We start from the raw sequence: 7616 nt of genomic DNA, 5'->3' as shown, positions 1-7616 counted from the left end.
CAACAAACCACAGAATCAGCCCCGCCAGCAGGAAGCCTGCCGCCCAGCCAAAGCTGTAGATCAAATAAGGGAACAGCATATCGGAATAAAGATACGGCAGCTGTTCATTGGCCGCTCCGAAGCCGTGTCCCCACCATCCGGCGGAAGCAACAGCCTCAATCAGCTTGACATGAATATATCCTGCTCCATCGCTGAACATGGCCGGATTCAGCGCGGCGGAGAGCCTATCCGAGTAATAATCTGAATTCCATACGGCCAGCAATCCCGCCGAGGCCAGTCCCGCCGCTATGAGAATGACTCTTCTCCATTTGCCGGATAACCAGGCGAACAGAACAAGGGATACTGCTGCAAAAAGAACCAGCTCCGGAAGAACATGCCCCCGCCAATAAAGAAGGATAGGCGCTCCAATCAGCAAAATTGCCCGCCAACCATTGATCGGGAGCTTTCCGCCAGTCTGCCGAGTTCCGCTGCCTCCCCAGATCCCGGCCAGAGCGACGATGAGCAGATAAGGACTCCAGCCCATCACATCGATAGCAAAATTAAAGGGCAGAATTAACCATCGATACACCCCGTTTACCATATTCCTGCTGAATTGGACAGCCAACATCCCCGCCAATGTCAAGGCGTAGAGCGGCCAGGACAAGCTTCTCAGCTTGCGGTAATCGAGAACGGACAGCCCCAGCATCAGCAGCAGCGCCATGCACACATAAACAAGATGCCTTTCCCCGAACTGCGGAAGGTACGGATTGATTCGCGTACTCGCGTAGGAAGAAGCGCTCAAAGAGAACATTCCGACAATACCACTGACCGCAAACAATAAAGCTCCCGCCACCAGCCCCCAGTTCATTCTCGGTCTATGTATCCGATTCAGACTCTGACCGACGGTTGCGGGGTCGCCCATCTGCTGCATGGCCCACTGAACCGCTTCCTCCCGCACATATCCCTGACTCTCTCTTTCATCCGCCAGATCCTGGAGATGACTTCCCAGCTCCCTGCGCAGCTCCGGGTGTATGGAACGCGCTTTTACCTGTTCGCACACTTTTGCAAGATAAGGGCTCATTTCATGATAATCCTTCACTCATACTCCTCCTTCCCCGATAACGGAATCGACGGCATTACGGAACAAGGCCCACTCGGCTTTCTTCTCGTTTAATATTCTGCCTCCTTTGTCCGTTATCCGGTAATACTTCCGGTTCCGGCCGTTCACAGCCTCCCAATAGGCTTCAACCCAGCCCTCGCCCTCCATGCTGTGCAGAATGGGATAAAGCGTTCCTTCCTTGAGCGAAAATACTCCCTCCGATCGGCGTTCAAGCTCCCGCAGCATCTCGTAGCCGTACAGCGGCTGTCGGCTTAACAGCGTGAGGAGCATCGTACCGGTACTGCCCTTCATGAGCTCCTTGTTCGGTTTGATCGCCTTCTCCTCCTTTCATCGTCAAATGTGTATTTTTACCAATCATTATACCTATTGTTTCTATGCATAGCAATACTATGTATAAAAATAAAAAAATAAGCCGCCCTGCCATTTAACATGGAAAGGCGGCAAATGCTGTTGTTCCAGATTTCAGGAACCGGCGCCCTTATATTTCCTTACACCCCGGTTCCACACAAACAAGCCGATGCTTACGAAGATTGCTCCCATGACCGGCGTAAGCAGCGCCATCCGCGTCATCTCCTCACGCTGGAGGAACAATCCCGCCGGATAGACGCCGACAAAGGCGAACGGCAGAATCCAGGTCAGCAGCACCTGAATCGCCCGGTTGTACATCGTCACCGGATAGCGGCCGTAAGACTGGATGTTGTACATCAGCGGAATGATGCCGGTGGGCGCATCCGAATAAAAGGACAGCGCCGTCAGCGTCGTGTATATCCCCATATAAATGGCCGAGGCGCTGATCGTCAGCACAATTAATGCCGGAATCGTCCACCACTCGAACGGCAGCCCCATATTAAAGCCGCTGACCGCCATGATAAAGAGACCGATGAACGAGCCGATCAATGAAGGCGGGTCCACATTTTCCAGAAAAATCTGAAACAGATTGTGGGCGGGACGCGTCAGGATACGGTCCATTTCCCCCTTGACGATATAGCGCTCGCTGAAATTCCACATATTCACGAAACAGGCGAACACGCCCCAGGGCACCATAAAGAAGCCGTAAACGAAGACCACCTCGCTCTGGCTCCAGCCCACAAGACTGTTCGTGTGCATAAAGATGACGAAGATAAATATGAGATTCGTCACCTGGAACAAGAGATCCGAGAGAACCTCCACCCAAAAATCCGCGCGGTAGGTGAGCCGGGTCTTCATGTAATTTTTCAAATATTCGGACAGCAGTCCCAAATGGTACATATCTTGCTCAGCCTCCCTGCACAAACAGACGCTGCCGCGCCGCGCGGTATAACCAGAACAGCGGAATCAGCAGAATGATAAACCAAATGATTTGTATGCCAAATACGCTCCAGATCCCCACGCCCTGCACCCGTCCGGTAAAGACAGAGCCCGGCAGATAGGTAATCGCCTGAAACGGCAGCAGCTTGAGCACAGCCGACAGCCAGCCCGGAAACAGACTGATCGGAATGATCAGGCCGGAGAACAGATCGACAACGACGCGCTTCATCCGCATCAGGCCCTCGTTATTTTCCACGAAGAAGGCCAGCAGCCCGGTAATGATGTTAATCTGCGAATTGATCAGGAAGCTGAAGAACAGCATGACCAGGAAGCCGGCCCAGGCCGCCGGATCTTGCGGAAGCTTCACCGGAAACAGCAGCATGGCGAGAGCCATGCCCGGGATCATAAACAGCAGGAAACGGAACATTCCTTCTCCGAAGCCTTGCATCATTTTGGCGAACACGTAATTATAGGGCCGGATAAACTGAATGGCGATGCTGCCGTCACGGATATCCGTCGCGATTTCCCTATCGAGATTGTTGAAGTAGAACGCCCGGGCCATCCAGGATACGGCCACATAGGTCGTCATCTGCGCCGCAGTGAAGCCGCCCAGCGACTCTCCCTGACCGTAGATCGCTTTCCAGGTGAAGTAATTGACGCCGATGTTGAGGGAATAGATCAGAATTCCGGTGTAATAGTTCAGCCGATAGGCCAGCATGGTCAGGAAGCGGATGCGGATGAAATCGAAATACGCCTCCAGCAGCAGCCTTCGCTCCCCGCGCTCCGGCCTCCCCGCTCCCCTGTATCCCCCTCCCGGAGAAGCCGCTGCGGATGTATGCTCAGACATGTCCGGCTCCTTCCCGAGACGGCGCAGGAACCGCCTCTTCCGCAACATTCGCCGATCCGGACTGGTAGATGCTGCGGACGATATCATCCGTGTTCGTCTCGATGATCTTGATATCCGTGATGTCGGCTTGTCCGACCACCCGTCCAAGCACGTCCGAGACGTTCAGTTCCAGCGGAATCCATACCGTGGCGGCGAGATTGTTCTCGGCTGTCCATTTTACGGGCATACCTGCCGTTAGATGTTCCAGACGATCCAGCTTCGTGGCGGTTCCGAACTGGAAGGCCACTTCACGGCCGGTTCCCCAGCGCTGCTTCAGCTCATCCAGCCCGCCGTCGTAAATAATCCGTCCGTCATCGAGCATAATAACCCGCGAACAGAGAGCCTCAATATCCTGCAGGTCATGGGTCGTAAGCAGAATGGTTGTGCCGTGCTCACGGTTCATATCCTTGAGAAACGACCGGATTTCCGACTTGACGACAATATCAAGACCGATCGTCGGCTCGTCGAGGAACACGATGGACGGATTATGCAGCAGGGCCGCTACCAGCTCGCAGCGCATCCGTTGACCAAGGCTGAGCTTGCGGACAGGGCGGTTCAGCAGCTCCTGAAGCTCCAGTCTCTCTACAAGCTCGTCCAGTCTTTTCTTGTAGTCGGCCTCCCCGACTCGGTACACCTTGCGCAGCAGCTCGAATGATTCGATCACGCCGATATCCCACCAGAGCTGGCTGCGCTGCCCGAACACGACGCCGATGTTCCGGACAAACTTCTCGCGTTCCTCATACGGCACATAGCCGCCGACAGTCAGCCGCCCGGAGGTCGGGACGAGAATGCCGGTCAGCATTTTGATTGTGGTCGATTTTCCGGCGCCGTTCTCGCCGATATATCCGCAGATTTCCCCCTCCGGAATTTGAAACGAGATATCCTTGACCGCAGTCACCTCGCTATATTCCCGCTTAAACAAATCAACGAAGGCCCCCTTGAGGCCTCCGCGGTTTTTTTGCACCTTAAAGGTTTTTCGCAAATCCTGTACATCAATCGCTGCCATATTATACCTCGCTAAACGTTTAAGTTCATTCAAAAGCATTATAAAGGAACGGGCCTAAAAGCACCACCCTTTATGCAGTTAACCTTGTTATCTCGCCATAATCCCCGGCAGAATTTCCCCGTCCTGCGCTCCGAGATGGCCGGAACGGCTTACCTTTGTCCGTAAATATTTCTCGTTGAAGACCGAAACATCTCCCCACAGCGGCACACGCTTCACCGCGTTCATGCCGGCGGCCTTCAGCGCCTTCAGCTTCTTCGGATTGTTCGTGATCAGCGTGACCGGCTTGCTGCGCAGGCGCTGAAGCACACTGATGGCGTCCGCATAGCTTCTGGAATCATCCTCAAAGCCCAGCTCCAGATTCGCCTCCACGGTATCATAGCCCTCTTCCTGAAGAAGATAGGCCATCGCCTTGCTGAACAGACCAATGCCTCTTCCCTCATGGTTAGCCAGATAAAAGAGTGCGCCGGAGCCGTTCTCCACGATCATCTTCATCGACTGGTGAAGCTGGTAGCCGCAGTCGCAGCGCTTGCTGCCAAAGATATCCCCCGTATGGCAGATGCTGTGCATCCGAATCAGCGCTGTGTCGGCATGCTCGAAATCCCCATACACCAGAACGCTGGACTGCTGGCTGTCGGCAAGCTTCATCCCGGCCAGACGGCCGATCAGCTTCTCCGTCAGCTCTTCCCCCGCCAGCCCGGTCCGTTCTTCATTCGTCAGATGAAGCCAGCTGTACCATTTAAACGTAACGGTCTCTCCATCTAAATTGACCGGCAGCGTGATCGGTCCGACCAGAATATTAGCCGAATCGCTCCGTTCAATGGTTTGAATTTTATTCTTAAGTATGGAAACAATCTCGGGCTTGATCATGAGGGCACCTTCCTTAATTAATCGGATTTCGTCTCCATCGGCCGCTCACAGTGGAGTAGTCGGGTTAGTCAAAATTTAAGTAACTATTTGTAAGTAAGTTTATCATTGTAATATATATTCGTCAAGTTATAATATATAAATAAATTATAATGATTACTTATTGTAAGTCTATGTTATAATGAATGTAGAGGTGATGCGCATGAAGGATTTCGTAATGTGTCCCCGCTTTGAAAAAGCGGTTGATATGCTGAGCAAACGGTGGGTCGCGCTGATTGTATTTGTGCTGATCCCCGGTCCCCGCCGGTTTGGCGAAATCGAAGGCTGCCTGTCCAATCTCAGCGGCAAGGTGCTCTCCGACCGGCTGAAAGAACTGGAGAACGAAGGAATTATTCAAAGAACGGTATACCCCGAGATTCCGGTGCGGATCGAATATTCTCTGACCGCGAAAGGCACGGCACTGGCCCCTATTCTAAAAGAGATCGGCAGCTGGTCCTCGGAATGGGTTGAGCTTGAGCCGACCAGGTGAACAGCCGAAAGCGCCAAGAGCGCTTTATCCGCTCCCTCGCCGGGAGATGGATAAGGCGCTTTCTCAGCTTTCATATCCCTCCATGCAAAAACACAGCCCTTTCTTATTTCGAAAGGACTGTAGATTGTTGACGAATTCACGCCTATTCAGTGTCGATTATTCGGATAAATGACATCAAAATGGTAGGAATATACATAGTTATGACATATTATAGAATACTTTTATGGGGATATTACGGCATTCCATTGAAAAGGCACGAAAAATATAGTAATTTAAAAGAGACAACACTACTATTTATTTAAAAGAGAGGCGGAATTAATTATGGAAAGCATGTGTATGGAAATGATGATGTGTATGTGTATGGAAGACATGATGGCCAAGATGAACAGCATGAAAATGTGCATGGAAAAGATGTCTGGTATGAACATGGAGTCCATGAACATGGAAATGATGATGAAGAAAATGCAAGACTGCGATGAAATGATGACAATGTGCATGACTATGATGCGTGAATGCATGCCAATGTCCAAGTAATTCTTCGTAATTAAAGTCTTGGCTGAGCAGACCGCTGCAGGCCAGCTTTCTATATCTCATTACAGACTATCTTATAGTTGCAGCATCAGTGACGCATATGAATATATTTATCCTGAAGTTCCTTCGCCAATGAGATTCTCTCCAGTTTAAGCTCCCAGACCCGCTCTCTCCAGGCTCTCGCCTGAATGTCAGTCCCGCCTGTCCGCAGCTTCTCAAACAATTCAAGCAGAACCGCATTAATATCATCAAAGCGAATCCACATCTCTCTAACCTTCTGTTCACGTATTTCCGCTTCTGTCATGTTCTTCAAATTCTTCAAGGTAGTCAGCAGATCGGCCTGCCACTGGGCATCGCCTATTTGCTTAGCATAGTTATACAGGTCCAGATAATCATTGACAGACATCTCTATCTCTCCTCGCTTTCTTTATACCAAGTATTATACTCGGTATTATAGATATTGCAATACCTTTCTGATAAAAATATAAAAACCGCCCTCAAGAAGAGGACGGTCCGGATTGGCCGGGAACTCTCCCCAGCGGGAGGAAGAGCGAGAACATGCTGCCGCGGCCCGGTTCGGATGCCGTCTTGATATATCCGCCCTGCCCGGTGATGATTTTGCGGGTCAGATACAACCCGAGGCCGACGCCATCCGCATCCCGCACGTTCGACCCGCGGTGAAACCGTCTGAATATCGCGTTTAGTTCCTCCGGCGGAATGCCCAGCCCGTTATCCGCGATATCGATCCGGGCAAACAGGTTATAGGCTGTGAGGGTAAGGATAATGTTGCCGCCCGGCTCCGAGTATTTTACCGCATTATCGATCACGTTATAGACCGCTTCGGCCGTCCATTTGGCGTCATGGGAGAGCACAATGCCTTGTCCCCCCTTCCACTCAATGGTCACGTTCTTCATCTCTGCCGCCGGAAACGCCTGCTTGATCGCGGCGAGCACCGTATTGCCCAGGTCTCCGGGTTCCTCCCTGATGGATATAATCCCGGATTCCAGTCTCGACAGCTTGATCAGACTGTCCATCAGCCAGGCCAGCTTGTCGATCTGGCTCTTTAACCGGCGGCTGAACTCCAGACGCTTATCGGGGGGCAATCCGGCATCATCCAGCAGGCTGCTGTACATCGCCAGATTGGCAAGAGGCGTCTTGAGCTGGTGCGAGAGATCCGAGATCAGGGATTTGATCTCCCTGTTTTCTCTCGAATACCGTTCCTTTTGGACGGACAAGATGCCCGTCAGCTGAATCACCTGGCTCTGCAGCTTGGACAAAAGCGTATCCTCGGTCACGGAGAAGATCTCTTTATCCCGGCTGTATATCAGGGCCTGGATCATTTCCGAGAGCTGCGCAAGGACGAGTTCCATTTTCCGGCGAACGGAGAGCATGAATCCCGCGCAGATCGCGCCGG

At 52.1% G+C, this 7616-nt stretch carries 9 protein-coding genes; 1 reads left to right on the top strand and 8 read right to left on the bottom strand.

Annotation, left to right across the window (positions count from 1 at the left end; all coding sequences use genetic code 11):
- The 6 genes from L692_RS0117690 to L692_RS0117665 form a co-directional block, all read right to left on the bottom strand.
- Nucleotides 1-1078 (bottom strand): FtsW/RodA/SpoVE family cell cycle protein (locus tag L692_RS0117690; protein WP_025701431.1); only part of this gene is annotated, 1078 nt, incomplete at its 3' end.
- On the bottom strand, nucleotides 1079-1390 hold the full coding sequence (locus tag L692_RS0117685) for a PadR family transcriptional regulator (protein ID WP_036724287.1): 312 nt from the start codon (nucleotides 1388-1390) through the stop codon (nucleotides 1079-1081).
- A gap of 171 nt (nucleotides 1391-1561) precedes the next feature.
- Nucleotides 1562-2347: an ABC transporter permease gene (locus L692_RS0117680; RefSeq protein ID WP_025701429.1), complete on the bottom strand. Its 786-nt coding sequence runs from the start codon at nucleotides 2345-2347 to the stop codon at nucleotides 1562-1564.
- 7 nt (nucleotides 2348-2354) lie between these two features.
- The gene (locus L692_RS0117675) at nucleotides 2355-3149 is read right to left on the bottom strand and encodes an ABC transporter permease (RefSeq protein WP_025701428.1); all 795 of its coding nucleotides are present in this window, start codon (nucleotides 3147-3149) and stop codon (nucleotides 2355-2357) included.
- Nucleotides 3150-3225: 76 nt separating this feature from the next.
- Nucleotides 3226-4278 (bottom strand): ABC transporter ATP-binding protein, encoded by a 1053-nt coding sequence (locus tag L692_RS0117670; protein ID WP_025701427.1) that lies wholly within the window; start codon nucleotides 4276-4278, stop codon nucleotides 3226-3228.
- An 87-nt stretch (nucleotides 4279-4365) separates the two neighbouring features.
- Nucleotides 4366-5145, bottom strand: a complete 780-nt coding sequence (locus L692_RS0117665; RefSeq protein ID WP_025701426.1) for a GTP cyclohydrolase II — start codon at nucleotides 5143-5145, stop codon at nucleotides 4366-4368.
- Nucleotides 5146-5344: 199 nt separating this feature from the next.
- Here L692_RS0117665 and L692_RS0117660 point away from each other — a divergent pair, with 199 nt between their 5' ends.
- Complete coding sequence (locus L692_RS0117660; RefSeq protein WP_025701425.1) at nucleotides 5345-5671, top strand: winged helix-turn-helix transcriptional regulator; 327 nt, start codon at nucleotides 5345-5347, stop codon at nucleotides 5669-5671.
- 619 nt (nucleotides 5672-6290) lie between these two features.
- Here L692_RS0117660 and L692_RS0117650 read toward each other — a convergent pair.
- The gene (locus tag L692_RS0117650; protein ID WP_025701423.1) at nucleotides 6291-6608 is read right to left on the bottom strand and encodes a hypothetical protein; all 318 of its coding nucleotides are present in this window, start codon (nucleotides 6606-6608) and stop codon (nucleotides 6291-6293) included.
- A 91-nt stretch (nucleotides 6609-6699) separates the two neighbouring features.
- Nucleotides 6700-7616: sensor histidine kinase (locus L692_RS0117645; RefSeq protein WP_025701422.1), on the bottom strand; the 917-nt coding region annotated here is incomplete at its 5' end.

The organism is Paenibacillus forsythiae T98, from assembly GCF_000520735.1.
Taxonomy (GTDB): domain Bacteria; phylum Bacillota; class Bacilli; order Paenibacillales; family Paenibacillaceae; genus Paenibacillus_AQ; species Paenibacillus_AQ forsythiae.
Note: the sequence above shows the minus strand (reverse complement) of the source record. Positions and strands in the feature narration are given on the sequence as shown.

Bases quoted from the DNA above. Each gene is read 5' to 3' on its own strand.
- L692_RS0117650 (WP_025701423.1), bottom strand. From the start codon at position 6,608: ATGTCTGTCAATGATTATCTGGACCTGTATAACTATGCTAAGCAAATA.
- L692_RS0117680 (WP_025701429.1), bottom strand. From the start codon at position 2,347: ATGTACCATTTGGGACTGCTGTCCGAATATTTGAAAAATTACATGAAG.
- L692_RS0117665 (WP_025701426.1), bottom strand. From the start codon at position 5,145: ATGATCAAGCCCGAGATTGTTTCCATACTTAAGAATAAAATTCAAACC.
- L692_RS0117685 (WP_036724287.1), bottom strand. From the start codon at position 1,390: ATGAAGGGCAGTACCGGTACGATGCTCCTCACGCTGTTAAGCCGACAG.
- L692_RS0117670 (WP_025701427.1), bottom strand. From the start codon at position 4,278: ATGGCAGCGATTGATGTACAGGATTTGCGAAAAACCTTTAAGGTGCAA.
- L692_RS0117660 (WP_025701425.1), top strand. From the start codon at position 5,345: ATGAAGGATTTCGTAATGTGTCCCCGCTTTGAAAAAGCGGTTGATATG.